A 15,755-nucleotide genomic window follows, 5' to 3' on the forward strand; every position below is an offset into this window, starting at 1 on the left:
CTTGCGGAGAACGCATACCCTCTTGCCCATGACGCAAGGAACCGATGGTGTGGACGGCCTGGTGCGCAAGCGGATCCGCGCGCTGCGGGCCGCACGCGGCTGGTCTCTCGACGACCTCGCCGCCCGCTGCCACCTCAGCCCCTCCACACTCAGCCGCATCGAGACCGGCCACCGCCGGATCGCCCTCGACCAGCTCACCGCGATCGCCCGTGCCCTGGGGACCTCGCTCGACCAGCTCGTCGAGACCGTCGCCGACGATGTCGTCACCAACCCCACCCACGACGCCACGCGCGGCCTGACCCTGTGGGCGCTGCGCGGAGAGCCCGGTGTCACCGTGGCCCGGATGAGGCTGACGGGTCCGCCGCCGGAGGGCCTGGCGGGGCTGCGGGCCCATCCGGGCAGGGAGTGGTTCACCGTGTTGTCGGGCACGGTCGAGCTGCTGCTGGGGGAGCGGCGGCTGAGGATCGAGCAGGGGCAGGCGGCCGAGTTCCCGACCATGCTTCCGCACGCGGTGGGTGCGCTGGGCGGGCCCGCCGAACTCCTGGGCATCTTCGACCAGGAGGCCCGCCGCACCCATCTGCGCGAGCGCGCCTCGGACCGTTGAGGCACCGTCCGGCGGGCGGTGTGCCTGCCATCCGCCACCTGCCCTGCCACTGCCCTGGCCCTGTCATCTGTCCGGGTCCGCTGTTCTCAGCCGGACGTGCGTGAGACGGGCCGTGGGACCGGTTCGCCGGAGGCGGGCGCTGCCACTCCCCCTGACTGGTCCGCACCGCCTGCGGGGCTGCCCTGGTCTGGGCCCGGAGCGGAACGTACGGGGCTCAGGCCCCTACGTACGGGGCTCAGGCCCAGGCCCCTGCGTACGGGGCCCGGGCCCTCGCCCTTCCGGCAGACGGACGCCGCGCCCTGCCGCACACGCGTCGGCGGCCCGCGCCGGGGCACCCCTCCGGCCGTGTGCCGGCGGATCCGCCGCCCCGGACGGGTGCGTGGCACAGTGGTGATATGTGCGGCCGTTACGTGTCCACCCGCGCTCCACAGGAGGTGACCCGGCTCTTCGGCGTCACCGACTGGCGCTCGGAGGAGACGCTGGCACCGAACTGGAACGTCGCCCCCACCGACCAGGTCTACGCCGTCCTCGAGCGCGCCCCGCGCCAGGACGGCGGCGGGGGCCCGGTGCGAAGGGAGCTGCGGCCGCTGCGGTGGGGTCTGGTGCCCTCCTGGGCGGAAGACCCGAAGATCGGGGCCCGGTTGATCAACGCACGAGTGGAGACCGTGCATGAGAAGCCCGCCTACCGCCGCGCCTTCGCCCGGCGCCGTTGCCTGCTCCCGGCCGATGGCTTCTACGAGTGGCAGCGGCTGCGCGACGACGAGCGTGGCAAGCCCCGCAAACGGCCGTATTTCCTTTACCCGGCCGATGGGCAGGTGATGGCCCTCGCCGGCCTGTACGAGTACTGGCGCGACCCGGAAGGCGGGGACGACGACCCGGCCGCCTGGCTGATGACCTGCACCATCATCACCACCGATGCCACCGACGCGGCCGGCCGCATCCACCCCCGCATGCCGCTCGCACTGACACCGGACCACTACGACGCCTGGCTCGACCCGCACCGCGACGACGCCGACGAGCTGCGGGGGCTGCTCACCCGGCCCGCGGACGGCCACCTGAACGCGCGGCCCGTCTCGACGGCGGTGAACAACACCCGCAACAACGGCCCGCACCTCCTGGACGAGGTCACCGCGTAGGCACGCCGCGGTATCCGGTGCGGACGCGCCCCGCGCCACCCGGACGCGCCCCGCGCCACCCGGACGCGCCCCGCGCCACCCGGACGCGCCGCCGGGCCACTGCCCACGCCGGGGCGGGCCGGGCCGGGCCGGGTCCTGCGATCGGCCGCCGGGCCGAGACAGGGGCTCTCAGCCCCTGGGTGAAGGGCCACTGGTTACCCGTGGCGGGAGGGCCCATGGTGGGAAAGGCCACCGGCTCCACCGGCCGCGCAGCGCTGCTTCGCGGTGAGGGTGCCCGACGTTCGGAGCACCCCGCCTCGGCGAACCTCCGCGCCGCCACCCCGACACGCCCCCTTGAGGAAGAACGTCATGAACATCTCCGGAAACACCATCTTCATCCCGGGTTCCACCAGCGGCATCGGTCTCGCCCTCGCCCTCGCGCTGCGAGCCAAGGGAAACACCGTCATCATCGGAGGGCGCCGCGCCGAACTGCTCGAGAAGATCGCCGCGGAGCACCCCGGTATCGACACCGTCCGGATCGACACCGCGGACGCCGCGAGCGTCGCGGCCGCCGCCGAAGAGGTGCTGCACCGGCATCCGGACCTCAACGTCCTGGTCACGATGGCCGGGATCATGCGCATCGAGGACTGGCACCGGCCCGAGACGTTCCTCGCGTCCGCCGAGTCCGTGGTGACGACCAACGTGCTCGGCCCGATCCGGCTCATCGCCGCGTTCATCGAGCACCTGCGGTCGCGGCCGGACGCCACGATCGTCACCGTCTCCTCGGGCCTCGCGTTCGCGCCGCTCAAGGTCACCCCCAGCTACAACGCCTCCAAGGCAGCGATCCACATGCTCAGTGAGTCGATCCGGCTGCAACTGGCCGACACCAGCGTGCGCGTCAAGGAGCTGGTGCCGCCGTCCGTGCGTACCGAGCTGCTGCCCGGCCAGGAGGACAACGAACTGGCCATGCCGCTGGACGAGTTCGTGGCGGAGGTCATCGCCCTGCTGGAGGCCGAGCCCGACGCGAAGGAGATCCAGGTCGAGCGGGTGAAGTTCCTGCGCCACGGCGAGGCACGCGGCGACTACGACCAGGTCGTCCGGACGCTCAACGCCTCGGACCCGCACGCCAGGTGACCGCGCTTCCCGGACGGCCGTCCGGCGGCGCCCTGCCGGACCCGGCCGCCACGGACGGCAATCGATCGGCGCGCCGGGGGAAAATCCCCACCGTGCCGTCCGGACCCGCCCCACTCGACGGCCTGCTCACCGGTCCCTGATCGCCGGACAGGCCGGTCCCGGCGGAGGGCCCGGGTGAGCGCGGGGGTTGCCGAACCGGGCCCTCCGCCGGGACCGGCCCCGCCCGCTGCCCCGTGGCCCGGCCGGGGCCGTCGCGGAACGGGCCGGCCGGGTGCTTCAGCCCTTGCCGTAGAGGTGTGTGGGGAAGGCGCCCGCGGCCCGGAGGGTTGTGGTGAAGGCGCCGGCCAGTTCGGTGAGGCGTGTGGTGGCGGCCGGGCCGAGGTGGTCGTACGGGGCGGCGTCGAGGCGGTCGGTGAGCGCCTCGGCCTCATCGCGCAGCTCCGCGCCCGCCTTCGTGAGGTCTCCCGTGTCGTCCAGCAGACCTCGTTCGCGCAGCCGGTCCCGGGCGGCGGTCCACTGCTCGGTGGACCATCCGCGGGTCTGCTTGAGGACGGCCGATGTCACCGTCTGGCCGGTGGCGTTGTGCAGGACCAGTGCCTCGATCCCGGACAGGCCGGCCACCGCCAGGGCGGCGAGGTGGCCGTCACCCCGGTGCTCGCGCAGCAGCGTCGCGGCGTGCCACAGGGCCAGGTGCGGTTCCTCGGGTACGGGGAGGCCGGCGTTCGCGGCGTACAGCGCCCGCCCCTCGCGGCGGCCCGCCTCGGTGGCACGCAGCGCCAGCTCGGCCGCCTCGGCCATCTCCTTGGAGACGAGCGCCTCTTGTCCGAGCAGCCGCCGCAGCATCCCGTCCGCGCCGCGCAGCCGCGCGCCGAGCACCGCCTCCGGTGTGGTGACCGTCCACGCCGCGGGGATGTACCGGGCCACGTGCTCGTGGTTGAAGTTGTAGAACGTGGCCGTGACCGTGCCCGCGTCGACCGTTCCGAGTGGCGCTGCGCGGCCGGCGAGGTAGGACATGGGCCCTTCCTCCAGCCCGAGCGCCGCGAGTTCGTCCTTGGGTTCCGGTGCGAAGTACATCGCCACGTGCACGGGGTTGATGGCGTGGTGGCAGCGTCGGCCGGCGGTGGTGTCCATGGTCGTCTCCTGAAGATCCTGGGGAATCGGCGTGGTTGTCGCGGGGGTCAGTCTGTGCCCGTGGTGAGGTTCCGGGCGGTGTGCCGGATGTGCCGGGCGAGCAGCGCGGCAGCGCGTTCGGCGTCCCGGCTCAGGGCGGCCTCCTCGAGGGCGCCGTGCTCAGCGACGCCGTCGCGCTCCGGGACGATGGCGCCGGACCAGCGGCGGGCCAGCTCGCTCGCTGTCCACATGCGGTCGAAGCCGTCCAGGAGCACCGGATTGCCGCAGCCCTCGAGCAGCGCGCGGTGGAACTGCCGGTGCGCCTCGGACCATGCGTCGGAGGCGAACCGGCCGCCCGGTTCCCAGGGCGGTGTGCGGGCGAGGTGGTGATGGGTGGCCCGGACCCGTACCTCCCAGTCGACGCCGCCCCGTTCGATCGACAGCCGGAGCATCGCCGGTTCGGTGACGGCGCGCGCCTCCGCGATCTGCTGCCAGCGCTCGGCGTTCACCGCCGGAACCGCGAATCCGCGGTTCGGCAGCCGGGTTGCCAGACCCTCGCCCACCAGGCGGAGCAAAGCCTCGCGTGCGACGGCGAGGCTGACCTGCTCGGCGTTTGCCAGCTCCTGCGGCTTGAGCGCCTGCTCCGGCGCGAACACCCCGTTCAGGATGGCCGCGCGCAGTGTGGTGTAGAGCCGCTCAGAAGGCGATGCGCGTCCTGTCATGGTCCGACCCTAACAGAGAATAATCGATTATCCAGACAATAATCGATCGCTGACCGCGCCACGCGCTCTGGCCGCGCCGGCGATGACGGGAAGGTCATCGCCGACGCGGCCGTAGGCTCACTTTCCGCCCATCAGATGGGCAGGGTGTAGACCGTGCAGCTGCTGCAGCCCTTGTGCTGGGACTGGGAAACTCCCACCAGCCGGATTTCCACGTCCCGTGAGTGGTGCCTCCACGAGCTCCAGCCGCCGGCCCACCTGACCCTGACCCAGGCGTCGCCCTTGCAGGAGCCGCCGCCGACCTTCAGCGTTCGCGCGTAGTTGTTGCCCATGGTCGCCTGGTACTTGGTGCCGCAACTGCGGGTCCAGGTCCTCGTGTCCAGCTGGATGCCGGAGGCGTCGGCGTTCGCCATGGGAGCCATCAGAAGGCTGCCGGTGATCGCCATGGCGCCCGTGGCCAAGCGGATGCCGTTCTTCCTTCGCATGCTGTCCTCCTGTGTCGGCCGGACCCCGGTTTCTTCCGTGGCCGGTCGGTCGGCGGTCCGGGATGTCGGGGGAGGGCCCGGTGGCGCTCCCCTTCTCACAGCACCGAGTCTCGGCGGGACGGGTCCGAACCGCACCGGAAGAAGGCCGGTCCGGGAAGAAGTGGGATGTCCCACCCGATGACCTGCGGGAACGGGCGCCGCGCTGACGCCGTGCTGGGACGGACGGCCGTGGGCCGGGCCGGCGGCCCACGGTCCCGGTCGGCGGATGGCCGCGCCGCGCGGGAGGCGGTACGGCCATCCGCCGACCACCCGCCGCGCCTGCGGATGGCGGACGAGCCCTGATGGCACCCGGAACGCGCCGTCCGGAACAGCGGCGGGAACCGCTCTCCCGGGAGCGCATCGCCGGGACCGGCCTGCCGACGCCGACGGGGGAGACCCTTTCCGGGCCCTGGCGGCGATCGCGTTCTGGCCTGCTCACCAGCGTTATTCCGCGTGGGTTAATGAACCCTTGCCGAAGTTCCCATTGCGGCAACTCCCTCATCCTCCGCAGGATGAGGGCGTACCGATCCGGTACGGCCCACGAGGTCTTCTTTAACGATTCTCTCCACCCGCCGCTTTGAAAGGCGCCCTTCATGCCCGCTGAGGAAACCGCTCCGCCGGTCACCGCGTTCATGCTCATCAAGACCACGCCCGAGTGGCTCGCCATGACTTCCCAGGAGCGGGCGGACGCGTTCGCCACCCAGGTCATCCCCACCATCAAGGCCAAGACGACCGGCGTCCGGTCACGCTTCTACGACACGGAGTTCTACTCCACCCGCGTCACCGACGTGTGGGTGTGGGAAGCCGATGACCACAACGCCTATCAGCTCCTGATCGACGCGCTGCGTGAAACCCCGTTCTGGGACCGCTACTTCCAGGTGGTCGACCTCCTCGTCGGCACCGAGAACGGCTACGCGCGCACCTACGGCCTCGACGCCGTCACCACCGTCTCCACCTGACGCACCGCCCGGCCACGGCCGGTGTCCCGTGCCGCAAGCGGCCACGGGACACCGACCCGTGACCGGTAACCGTCAGTCCGGGACCCTCGGGCCGGCGCAGAGCTCGTCCAGCCCGGGGAAAGAATTGTCCGGCCGGAGCCTGCGGTACGCGGCGTCGATGAACGACAGCGGTGCCCACTTCGACGGCTGCTCGTCGATCTGGTGGACCACCGCCTCCAGGATCCGCTCCCGCAGGTCCAGCCAGGGGAACGCCGCGTGCGCGGCGTCGAGTACCGCCCGGTCCACCTCCTCGGCGCCGAAGCCGAAGATGTCGGCGGTGATGCCGAGGTGGGTGAGGGCGACGACCGGCTGCTTGTGGACCGCGATCCCGCCGGAGGTGTGCAGCGCTATCGCGTCCCAGAGCAGGTCGGCCGCAGCATCGGCCAGGCCGTGTTCGCGAACGAAGCGGGCGGCCCGGAACGCGCCGTCCACCTCGAACCGGTTCGGGCCGTGTCCCTCGTCGGTCAGACCGATGTCGTGCAGCACCGTGGCGAGGAAGAGCGTCTCGTCGTCGTAGTCCGCCCCGGCGACGAGGTTCCTGGCGGCGGCGATGCTGCGCGCGTAGAAGAAGCTGCGGACGCAGTGATTGAGCAGGTAGGCGGGGGAGTGCTCGGCGGCGAAGGTGACAGCGGCCTCCGTGGCCGCCGTGCGCGGCCACCCCCCGATCTCGTCCGGAAGTGTGTCGAGCAGGTTCACCGCGCCACCGTCCCCAGCGCCCGGTGCTCGGCCTCGACGGCCTCGAAGGAGCGCAACTCGCCCACGACATTGGACTGTTCGAAGTAGGTGTACCAGCCGGAACGCTCGACGCCGTCGAGGAACCCGTCGGCCAGTTCCTTCGAGGGGGCCTGCCAGACCGCGAACCACTCATGGGGAGTGGAGTGCGGCGCCGGCCGGTCCACGCTGCCCCAGCCGAGCGTCACGACGCCGGTCTCGGCGAGCTGCCGCATGGCTTCTCGGACACCCGCGAACAGGGTGTTCCGCGTCTCCTCGTCGGCGGCGAGAAATGCGGGTCTGGGGGTCCAGGTTTCGATCACCACATACATGGTTCGCCTCTCCTCGGTATCCGGGGTCGTCGGGGTGATGCGACCACGCTAGAAGGGCTGAGAGCGCCGTACGATGGCCATGTGGACAACAATCCCAAGCATCTGGCCAAGGTCGCGGTGGTGATACAGCCGGGTTTCGTCCCCTTGGACGTCGCCGTCCCCCAGCAAGTGTTCGGTCGCTGGCCGGACCACCTGGCAGCCGCCCGTCCCGGCGGCACCCCCTATGAGCTGACCTTGGCGAGCCCGGCTTCCGCGGAGGGGCCGCTATTGCCCCGTGAGGTTGAGCCGCTGGACCGGCTCGACACGGCCGACACAGTAATCGTCACCGGGGTGGAAGACCCCGCGGTGCCCCCGGAGGCTGAACTGGTCGAGCGACTGCGTGACGCCTATGAGCGGGGCAGCCGCATGGTGTCGATCTGCACGGGCGCCTTCGCCCTGGCGGCGGCCGGGATCCTGGACGGCCGGAGTGCCACCACTCACTGGCACTGGGCAGGGATGCTGCGGGACCGCTATCCGTCGGTGACGGTCCGTGAGGCGGAACTCTACGTCGAGGACACCGGCGTCTTCACGTCCGCCGGGGTGCTCGCCGGAACCGATCTGTGCCTGCATCTGCTGCGGCTCGATCACGGTCAGGCGGCCGCGAACGCGATGGCCCGGTTTCTGGTCAGCCCGCCGCATCGCGAAGGAGGGCAGGCCCAGTTCATCGAACCCGTCCCGCCCAGCGGTGACTCGGACATCACCGCCGTGATCACGTGGATCCTGGAGCATCTCGACGAGCCGCTCACTTTGGAGTCGGTCAGCCGGTACAGCCACATGAGCACGCGGACCCTGCGCCGCAGGTTCCGGGCCGCGACCGGGACGAGCGTCATGAACTGGGTGGCGGTACAACGTGTGGCCCGCGCCCGGGTGCTCCTGGAGACCACTCGCCTCGGCGTTGACGACATCGCGCACCGGTGCGGCTTCGGCTCGGCGGAGTCGCTGCGCGTGCACTTCACCGCGCTGACCCGGACCAGCCCGTCGCGATACCGGCGTACCTTCGCCGAGTGACGGTGGCTCAGCGGCCTTCTGGCGGGGCTTCTGCGCCGGGGGCACAAGCCGTGGCGAGTCGTGACCTCACTGCATGGTGCCGCGAGGGCGACGTCCAGCAGCCGCCCGTTCCACGCGCGGACCTGACCGGCGACGAAGACCGTGCGCGCCGCCGTGGAGGCGTGGGTCTCGCGGCCGTGGCCACCTTACGGTGGCGGAGCCCCAGGGCGCGTTTCACGCCGACGGCATGTTCACGCCCTGGGGCCACGAGGCCAGGTCGCGGTCGGGAGGCGGTCACCTGGCCTCGCATGCGGTGCGTGGGCGGGTCAGCTGAACAGGTACAGATATGACGAGGTCAGGCCGCCGGCCAGCCAGAACGATCCGCCGACGATACCGACGATGATCAGTACCGCCAGCGTGTTGTCTATCTTCTCCACCAGTGAGGACGGCGGACGGGGCTCTAGGTCACGTGAACTCACCCGTTCAACATATGACAACAAGGAGGCGCGTGGGGCGGCTTGTCGAGGTTTTACGTGGCCGCCGATTCATCTGCCCCGGCGTCGGCGCCGGGGCGGCACCGTCTCCCGCCTGTCTCGGAGCTGGCATGCGCAGGGTCGGACGGGTGCCCGGGACCGGCCGAACCCGGGACCGCTCTGGCGTCGACGCCGACGCCGACGCTGCCGAGGGCTGCGGGGCTTCCGCCTCAGCGGCGGCTGGGTACGGCCCAGACGACGCGAAGAGCCGTTCGTGGCCCCACTACCGACGGGTACCGAGGCGCTGCGCGCCCGTATGACGCGGGTGGTGGCGGAAGCCGACCGACCTTCAGCTAAGCTGAAGGTTGTGGAATCCCTGTTGCCGTTCACCCGGGTCGTGGCGGGCCGCTGCTCCGTTGCCCCCGTCGCCGTGACCACCAGCCCGTTCCCCCGGCACCCGCCAGTGACCGTCACGCCCACGGCCGCCGGTCGTCTTCGAGGACGGGGTCCAGGGACGACCTCCCGGCATGATGTCCTTGGGTCTGCGGGGGGCGGTCGCCGGGCCCGTGGCCGTGCGCCCCGGGCCGGGTCACGCATGCCCGCGTCGCCGCGCACACCCGCTGTGCCGGGCGGCCACCTCACGGTGATCAACGTGCGAGGGGAGGCGCGGAGCGCATGAGCCTCCGGCACTATCTGCGCCGACCACCGGCCGTCACCGCCGCGGAGGCGGTCCGCCTGGTCGCAGACGGCGCGCTCGTCGTGGACGTCCGCCGAGAGTTCGAGTGGAACCGGGTGCACATCCCGGGCGCCGTGCACCTACCGCTCGAGGAACTGCCCGGACGCTGCCTGGAGCTCCCCGAGGACCGCCTGCTCATCACCTTCTGCACCGGCGGTATCCGGTCCGCCGGTGCCGCGAACCTGCTGGTGGAGAACGGCTTCGACGCGGTCAACATGAGCCGCGGCCTCGTCGACTGGCGCGCCGCGGGCGGACCGCTCACCACCCGGTGAGCGCTGGGCGCCACTGGCCGTGCGGCGGCGCGCCGCTGGACCGGTCGGGCGCCACCCACCCGGGGCCATGGCCGCCGGTCCGCCCGGACCGGCGCCGACGCCGGGCCGCCACGCGCTGCGGACTCGGTGGCCGGACACGCGCGGCCGTAGCGGCGGCCCGCGCCGACACCGCGTTCGGCCCGGCCCGCCGGGCGACCACCGAGGAGGCCGGCCGGGCGGTGGGCTCGCCGGGCAGGCCGCCGGCCACGGTGAACCGTGCCAACGTCCCGTCCGGCGGCCTGGCGTCTCTCCGGTCCGGCAGCGCTCAGGCTCCGGTCCGGGCCAGTCCGCCGTCGCCGCGCAGGACCTGACCGGCGATGACATCCGCCTGGTCGCTGACCAGGAAGCTCAGGACGTTGCCCGGGTCGGGCCGGGACCGAAGGGCGCTTGACCGTCTGCATCGACGGGACCCGGGCGAACACTTCGTCGGCACTCGGCCCGGCGGCCCTGGTGCGTCCCAGGAAATCCTGGGCCGCCACGACGCTGGGGCGATCGCGTTGACCGTGATCCCGTTCTCGCCCAACTCGTTCGGTCGGCGGGGACGGCCTCATCGAGGGGGACACAGCCCGGCGCCGCCCCGACCGGCTCCCGGCCACCGGAGGCGGGGTACCGCTTCTACCTCGGATGCCGGTCCGGGGCCTGTCTCCTGGCCGCGTCGACGATGGCGATGACGAGGAAGGCGGTGACGACGCCCGCGGCGGCCAGTGCCGCCGCGGCCGTACGGCCCCGGTTCGCCTGTCCCTGCCAGAGGATCGCGGTCGCCACCGCTGTTGCCGCGACGAGCCCGGGCAGCAGCCAGACGAGGAAGGCGCGGCGGGGCGAGGGGGCGGGCCGGACCAGCGTCCCGTACCCCCAGACCGCCCAACGCTCCTCGGTCTCGCGGAGTTCGCGTGCTCGGTGGACGCGGGACCGGGCGGCCAGCGCCCCCGTCGTGGCCGCGCCCGTCGTGACCACGGCTGCGATGACGCTCCAGGACACCGGCGCGAGCAGCAGCGGGGCGAGCAGCGCGACGGTACCCCAGCCGGTCAGGCACCCGGCGGCCGCGATCCGCCGGGACAGCGGCCGGTCGTCACGGGCCCGTACGTCCGCCATCGCGGGCAGGAACCACACGCAGCCGCAGGCGCAGAACACCGCGGCGGCCAGCGCGAGGACGGCATGGGACATGGCATTCTCCTCCATCGGGCATCAGGCATCGGGCATCAGGCATCAGGCATCGGCCCTCGGACGCCGACGATCGGACTTCGAAGCCCTCGGACGTCCGACCTTCGACCTTCGACGTTCTGACTGCGGACTGCGGACTGCGGACTGCGGACTGCGCACTGCGGCTCCGGCGGGTCCGCTCAGCGCTGTGCGTCCTCCAACTCGCGGATCTCAGGATGGTGCAGGTCGAAGGCCGGAGATTCGCTGCGTATCCGGGGCAGCCGCGTGAAGTTGTGGCGTGGCGGAGGGCATGACGTGGCCCACTCGAGGGAACGTCCGTAGCCCCACGGATCGTCGGCCTCGACGGGCTTGCCGTGCTTGGCGGTCTTCCAGACGTTGTAGAAGAACGGCAGGACCGAAAGACCGAGCAGGAACGAGCCGATGGAGGACAGCGTATTGAGGGCGGTGAAACCGTCGGCCGCGAGGTAATCGGCGTAACGACGGGGCATGCCCTCGGCCCCCAGCCAGTGCTGCACCAGGAAGGTGAGGTGGAAACCCACGGTGAGGGTCCAGAAGGTGATCTTCCCCAGCCGTTCGTCGAGCATTTTGCCGGTGAACTTCGGCCACCAGAAGTGGAATCCGGCGAACATCGCGTAGACGACGGTGCCGAACAGTGTGTAGTGGAAATGCGCGACGACGAAATAGGAGTCCGAGACGTGGAAGTCCATCGGCGGCGACGCCAGGATCACACCGGTGAGACCGCCGAAGGTGAAGGTGACCAGGAATCCGGTGGCCCAGAGCATCGGCGTCTCGAAGGACAGTGAGCCCTTCCACATCGTGCCGATCCAGTTGAAGAACTTGATACCGGTCGGCACCGCGATGAGGAAGGTCATGAACGAGAAGAACGGCAACAGCACACCGCCGGTGACGTACATGTGATGGGCCCACACCGTGACCGACAGGCCCGCGATCGATATCGTCGCGGCGATGAGCGAGACGTAGCCGAACATCGGCTTGCGCGAGAAGACCGGAACGACCTCGGAGACGATGCCGAAGAACGGCAGCGCGAGGATGTAGACCTCGGGGTGGCCGAAGAACCAGAACAGATGCTGCCACAGCAAGGCGCCGCCGTTGGCCGGGTCGAAGATATGGGATCCGAACTTGCGGTCGCACTCCAGCGCGAAGAGCGCGGCGGCCAGCACCGGGAAGACGAGCAGGATCAACACGGAGGTCAGCAGCACGTTCCAGGTGAAGATGGACATCCGGAACATCGTCATGCCCGGAGCGCGCATGCAGGTGATCGTGGTGATGAAGTTGACCGCGCCCAAGATGGAGCCGAAGCCGGAGAGCGCCACACCCATGATCCACATATCGGAGCCGATGCCGGGTGAATGAATGGCGTCCGACAGGGGCGCGTACAGGAACCAGCCGAAGTCGGCGGCGCCCTGCGGGGTGAGGAATCCGGCGGCGGCGGTCAGCGAGCCGAACAGGAACAGCCAGTAGGAGAGCATGTTCAGACGGGGGAAGGCCACGTCCGGCGCCCCGATGTGGAGCGGCATGATCCAATTGGCGAACCCGGTGAACAGAGGCATCGCGAAGAGCAGCAGCATGACCGAGCCGTGCATGGTGAACGCCTGGTTGTACTGCTCGTTCGACATGATCTGGGTCCCCGGGCGCGCCAATTCCGCCCGCATGGCCAGCGCCATCAGGCCGCCGATGAGGAAGAAGGCGAACGCCGATACCAGATACAGCGTCCCGATCTTCTTGTGATCGGTCGTCGTCAGCCACTCCACCAGGACGTGTCTGCGCGTCGGTGGGGAATCGGCCTCGGGAACAATCCCCCTGCTGTGGTTCCCCTTTGTACTCAGTCCGTCCACTGAGCCGCGCCCTCCGCCTCTTTGGTCCATTCCGAAACATCCGGAAAGGCGGCACACGAGGAAACGCGGCGCTCTTTCCGGCTCGTAACACATGATCATTCGGTGGGGTCGCGGCCGCACAGGGCCGAACAGTCCCGGGGACGGGTCGAAGGTCCCTGATTGCCCGGCGGCTGCACAGCCGCTGGCTCCTGGCCGCTGGCCTCTGACCGCTCGGCGGGCGGGAGGGCGACGGGGCGGGGCTCGGCACATCGGTGTGCTCGTGGTGCCGCGGTGCCTGCCCGTGTGTTCAACGAATGTGAACCGGCCGTTCTGCGGTCTCCGTCCCTGGTCCGGCGGACCGGACCGGGGACGGCGGGGGAGGAGGCGGCATTGACCGCTCCCTGGTCGGCGCGGGACGGTCGTGGCGCAACTGGGCGCAACCGACTCGACTGGAGCGGCGGCTATGACGTTACGGTTTGTGGGGATGGATCCGAATACCGGAGGCGAGGGGTCACCGACGGTGTGGGTGGAGGAGGGCAGCGCGGACCTGGTCCTGCAGGGCGAGGAGGCCGAGGCGCTCTTGAAGGACGTGATCGGCAGTACTGAGTGGGTGTCCGGACACGCGAGGGGAATTCCCGCCCATGAACGGGTCATCCGGATCCCGGCCCGTATGGTGCCGATCCTGAGGGAGGCGTGCGATGTCGCCGAACGCGAGACCGTTCGCTGATCTGCTCGCCGCGGCCCGGCGCAGCGCTGTCCACCTGGAGATGCGCGATCGGTACGCGGTCGGTGACGAGGCCGAGGACTTTGCCGCCTTCCTGCGTACCGGAGCGGCCAACACCGACCCGGCCAGGTCGTTCTGGCCCCAGTGGTTGCCGCTGGTGACCGAGGCCGTCGCCCGCGGCGTGGTGATGCGGCGCGCCCGGATCGTCTCCGAGCCGGTCACCGACTACATCCGCTACGAGCACGCCATCACCGTGCTGAACCTGCGGGCCGGGGAAGACGTGCGCTGGCTGCCCCGGCGGCGGGCGAGCGACCTCGCCCTGCCCGGCAACGACTTCTGGCTCCTGGACGGCCGGACCGTACAGTTCAACCACTTCACCGGGGACGGCGCCTGGGCCGGCAAGGAGCACACGGAGGACCCGGACGTCGCGGCCCTGTGCGCGACCGCGTTCGAAGCGGTGTGGCAGCGTGCTGTCCCGCACGAGATGTACACCGTCTGAAAGCAACGGACAGCCCATGCCCAACTCCCCGTCCTCCAGCGCCCAGGCCGCCCGCGAAGCCCTCGCCGTGCGGCTGGCCCACCTGATGCGGGATGCCGGGATCACCGGGCGTGAGCTGTCCGCCCGGTGCGGCTGGCACCCGGCCAAGACCTCCCGCATCCTGCGCGCCAAGGCCGCCCCCTCCGAGGCCGACATCCGCGCCTGGTGCACCGCCTGCTCGGCCGGGGACCAGACCGCCGATCTCATCGCCACCGCCCGCGCGGTGGACTCGATGTACCTGGAGTGGCGCCGCCAGCACCGCGACGGAATGCGCCGCGCCCAGCAGGACGTCCTGGCCCGGAACGCCGCCGCCCGCCTGTGCCGCGCCTACACCTCCAACGTCATCCCCGGCTTCTTCCAGACCGCCGGCTATGCCGAGGCCCTGATGCGCGCCATCACCGACTTCCAGGGCACGCCCGACGACATCCCCGAGGCCGTCGCCGCCCGTCTGGCCCGCAGCCGCTTCCTGTACGAGGGGGACCACCGGTTCGTGGTCCTGATCGAGGAGTGGGTCCTGCGGGCGCGGATCGGCTCCGCCGAGACCATGGCCGGCCAGCTCGCGCACCTGCTCACGGTGATGCCGCTGCCCTCGGTCTCCCTCGGGGTCATTCCCCTCGGTGCCCGGCGCACCGTGTGGCCGCTGGAGGCGTTCTACCTCTACGACGACCACCACACCGTCGTGGAGACCCTCACCGCCGGGATCAGCGTCCGCCAGCCCCGCGAGATCGCCGACTACGTCCGCGCCTTCACCGGCCTCGCCCGGATGGCCGTCCGCGGCGATGCGGCCCGCGCCCTGATCCGGGCCGCGATCGAGGCCCTGGAGTGAACCCCGGTGAATCCGCGCAACAATCCGCAATTTCGTTGAGGCCCGCGCCACCGTCTCCGTAGCGTGAACGCCGACGTCACAGCCCGGAGAGGCGGGATCCGGCGCGCACGCCCCGAGGCCGGCGCCCCCGGCCGCATCGCCTGCCCGGCCCGGCCGGTCCGCGCCGGCCAGGGACCCGCCCGTCTCCCCGGTGGCTGCGGCGGCCACCCCGGCGCACCCAGCAGCGAGGCCCCATGACCAGTACCCACACGGTCCTGCACGACCCCCAGGGCCGTATCGAGGCGGAACTTCCCCTCGACCGGGAGGCCCATCAGCGGCTGGTCACGGCGGTCCTGGGGTGGAGTGGCGACCCGGGCCTGCACGAGGGCGAGTACCAGCAGATCGCGCTGCAACTGACCGCCGCCGCCCGCGCGGTGGCCGACGACGTCCGCCGCACCGCGGACCGGCTGCCCGCGGACCATCCGGCCCGGATACTGGCCGAACACATCCTGGACGAGGCCGGCCGCCGCCTGTCCAAAGCCCTCCAGGGCACCGCGGACTGTGTCCAGGGCCGCGCCCGGCTCTGCCGTGCCCTGTACGGGCGCCTGGACCGGCTCACCGAAGTCGCCGCCTCCTGCCCGGCTGTCTGAGACGGCCACGTATCCGAGCACGCGGCGCGCCGGCGCCCGGAAGCGGGCGGCACGTGGCGCCCGCCCTCGCCGCGCGAACGCCGACCGCGGCCGGGCGGCGGACCGGTGTGGCCGCGGCGCGCCCTTCCGCCGCTGCCGGAGCCATCGGGGCGGGGGACGGTGGTCGGGTTTTCGTAACGCGAGCGATCTTCTATATGGAACCTCGTGCCGGAGAGCCGGAGAGCCGGAACGACCGGACGGGCGTGTGCC

At 71.3% G+C, this 15,755-nt stretch carries 17 protein-coding genes; 10 read left to right on the forward strand and 7 right to left on the reverse strand.

What is annotated here, in order from left to right; all coding sequences use genetic code 11:
• Window positions 1–28 precede the first annotated feature (28 nt).
• From AXW62_RS11560 to AXW62_RS11570, 3 genes are all read left to right on the forward strand, one after another.
• Window positions 29–604: a helix-turn-helix domain-containing protein gene (locus AXW62_RS11560; protein ID WP_060944426.1), complete on the forward strand. Its 576-nt coding sequence runs from the start codon at window positions 29–31 to the stop codon at window positions 602–604.
• A 395-nt stretch (window positions 605–999) separates the two neighbouring features.
• Window positions 1,000–1,740 (forward strand): SOS response-associated peptidase, encoded by a 741-nt coding sequence (locus AXW62_RS11565; protein ID WP_060944427.1) that lies wholly within the window; start codon window positions 1,000–1,002, stop codon window positions 1,738–1,740.
• Window positions 1,741–2,088: 348 nt separating this feature from the next.
• Window positions 2,089–2,853: an SDR family oxidoreductase gene (locus AXW62_RS11570; protein WP_060944428.1), complete on the forward strand. Its 765-nt coding sequence runs from the start codon at window positions 2,089–2,091 to the stop codon at window positions 2,851–2,853.
• Window positions 2,854–3,129: 276 nt separating this feature from the next.
• Here the strand turns inward: AXW62_RS11570 and AXW62_RS11575 are convergent, their stop codons facing one another.
• From AXW62_RS11575 to AXW62_RS11585, 3 genes are all read right to left on the reverse strand, one after another.
• Window positions 3,130–3,984 (reverse strand): SCO6745 family protein, encoded by an 855-nt coding sequence (locus AXW62_RS11575; RefSeq protein ID WP_060944429.1) that lies wholly within the window; start codon window positions 3,982–3,984, stop codon window positions 3,130–3,132.
• A gap of 47 nt (window positions 3,985–4,031) precedes the next feature.
• The gene (locus tag AXW62_RS11580) at window positions 4,032–4,685 is read right to left on the reverse strand and encodes a GntR family transcriptional regulator (protein WP_060944430.1); all 654 of its coding nucleotides are present in this window, start codon (window positions 4,683–4,685) and stop codon (window positions 4,032–4,034) included.
• A gap of 131 nt (window positions 4,686–4,816) precedes the next feature.
• Window positions 4,817–5,167 (reverse strand): hypothetical protein, encoded by a 351-nt coding sequence (locus AXW62_RS11585; RefSeq protein WP_060944431.1) that lies wholly within the window; start codon window positions 5,165–5,167, stop codon window positions 4,817–4,819.
• 632 nt (window positions 5,168–5,799) lie between these two features.
• Between AXW62_RS11585 and AXW62_RS11590 the strand changes: the two genes are divergently transcribed.
• Window positions 5,800–6,165 carry a darcynin family protein gene (locus AXW62_RS11590; protein ID WP_060944432.1) on the forward strand — a complete coding sequence of 122 codons (366 nt, stop codon included), beginning with the start codon at window positions 5,800–5,802 and terminating at the stop codon, window positions 6,163–6,165.
• A 72-nt stretch (window positions 6,166–6,237) separates the two neighbouring features.
• Here AXW62_RS11590 and AXW62_RS11595 read toward each other — a convergent pair whose 3' ends face one another.
• Window positions 6,238–6,900, reverse strand: coding sequence for an HD domain-containing protein (locus tag AXW62_RS11595; RefSeq protein ID WP_060944433.1), 663 nt, complete (start codon window positions 6,898–6,900; stop codon window positions 6,238–6,240).
• Window positions 6,897–7,247 carry a DUF6616 family protein gene (locus AXW62_RS43855; RefSeq protein ID WP_060944434.1) on the reverse strand — a complete coding sequence of 117 codons (351 nt, stop codon included), beginning with the start codon at window positions 7,245–7,247 and terminating at the stop codon, window positions 6,897–6,899. The genes AXW62_RS11595 and AXW62_RS43855 overlap by 4 nt, the downstream gene beginning before the upstream one ends.
• An 81-nt stretch (window positions 7,248–7,328) precedes the next feature.
• On the opposite strand from AXW62_RS43855, the gene AXW62_RS11605 reads away from it, so the two are divergent.
• The gene (locus tag AXW62_RS11605; protein ID WP_060944435.1) at window positions 7,329–8,294 is read left to right on the forward strand and encodes a GlxA family transcriptional regulator; all 966 of its coding nucleotides are present in this window, start codon (window positions 7,329–7,331) and stop codon (window positions 8,292–8,294) included.
• Window positions 8,295–9,421: 1,127 nt separating this feature from the next.
• Entirely contained in the window at window positions 9,422–9,754 is a 333-nt protein-coding gene (locus AXW62_RS11610; protein ID WP_030837554.1) for a rhodanese-like domain-containing protein, read from the forward strand.
• A 654-nt stretch (window positions 9,755–10,408) separates the two neighbouring features.
• Here the strand turns inward: AXW62_RS11610 and AXW62_RS11615 are convergent.
• Both AXW62_RS11615 and ctaD read right to left on the reverse strand, forming a co-directional pair.
• Window positions 10,409–10,957: a hypothetical protein gene (locus tag AXW62_RS11615; protein WP_060944436.1), complete on the reverse strand. Its 549-nt coding sequence runs from the start codon at window positions 10,955–10,957 to the stop codon at window positions 10,409–10,411.
• A gap of 176 nt (window positions 10,958–11,133) precedes the next feature.
• Window positions 11,134–12,840, reverse strand: coding sequence for an aa3-type cytochrome oxidase subunit I (ctaD, locus tag AXW62_RS11620; RefSeq protein WP_370682903.1), 1,707 nt, complete (start codon window positions 12,838–12,840; stop codon window positions 11,134–11,136).
• 412 nt (window positions 12,841–13,252) lie between these two features.
• Between ctaD and AXW62_RS11625 the strand changes: the two genes are divergently transcribed.
• From AXW62_RS11625 to AXW62_RS11640, 4 genes are all read left to right on the forward strand, one after another.
• Window positions 13,253–13,516, forward strand: a complete 264-nt coding sequence (locus tag AXW62_RS11625; RefSeq protein WP_030837550.1) for a hypothetical protein — start codon at window positions 13,253–13,255, stop codon at window positions 13,514–13,516.
• Window positions 13,488–14,012, forward strand: coding sequence for a DUF6879 family protein (locus AXW62_RS11630; RefSeq protein ID WP_060944437.1), 525 nt, complete (start codon window positions 13,488–13,490; stop codon window positions 14,010–14,012). The genes AXW62_RS11625 and AXW62_RS11630 overlap by 29 nt, the downstream gene beginning before the upstream one ends.
• A 16-nt stretch (window positions 14,013–14,028) precedes the next feature.
• A complete protein-coding gene (locus tag AXW62_RS11635) occupies window positions 14,029–14,877 on the forward strand; it encodes a helix-turn-helix domain-containing protein (RefSeq protein ID WP_030837546.1) in 849 nt (282 codons plus the stop codon).
• 233 nt (window positions 14,878–15,110) lie between these two features.
• Window positions 15,111–15,506: a DUF6415 family natural product biosynthesis protein gene (locus AXW62_RS11640; protein WP_060944438.1), complete on the forward strand. Its 396-nt coding sequence runs from the start codon at window positions 15,111–15,113 to the stop codon at window positions 15,504–15,506.
• Window positions 15,507–15,755: the final 249 nt, after the last annotated feature.

Origin of the sequence: Streptomyces hygroscopicus subsp. hygroscopicus (assembly GCF_001553455.1) — a bacterium.
GTDB classification, from domain to species: Bacteria; Actinomycetota; Actinomycetes; order Streptomycetales; family Streptomycetaceae; genus Streptomyces; species Streptomyces hygroscopicus.